At 66.6% G+C, this 464-nt stretch carries 1 protein-coding gene; it reads right to left on the bottom strand.

Translation table 11 applies throughout. The annotated features are described in order from the left end of the window. On the bottom strand, positions 1-343 hold a 343-nt coding region (locus ACEN88_RS34215; protein ID WP_413346837.1), incomplete at its 3' end, for an AraC family transcriptional regulator. Positions 344-464: the final 121 nt, after the last annotated feature.

The raw sequence follows: 464 nt of genomic DNA on the forward strand, positions 1-464 counted from the left end.
CCTCGGCTTCCGCTTCGACGATCAGGCCCGCGATCTCGGCCGGGCGCAGCGTGAGCGCGACGCCGAGGTACGGCTCGGCCTCGCTGGCATGGGTCACCTGGCCCGTCGACGGCATCGTCAGCGACACGATCACGCAGTCGCCGGGACCATACTCGTAGGTGCGCCCGCCGATCGTCGAGCGCTTGCGGCCCTGCAGGATCAGCGCGAACATCGGCTCTTCGATGCCGCTCATCGGCAGGGTCGGCGCCGTGACCGAACGCACCCGCAGCCCGGGCACGATGCAGTCCGGGCCCGTGCCGGCATGGCGCATGGCGAGGTGGCGAAGGTCGTGGAGAGTCATCATGATGTCGTTCGTTCGTAAAGGCAGCAGATGTCATTACGGGACACTGATCGTAACATGATCGACGCTACCATGACACATATGCATATCTACGGCTGGCCGGCCGGGACACCGCCGGCGAGGC

This window comes from Massilia sp. CT11-108 (assembly GCF_047302915.1).
Lineage (GTDB): Bacteria > Pseudomonadota > Gammaproteobacteria > Burkholderiales > Burkholderiaceae_D > Telluria > Telluria orientalis.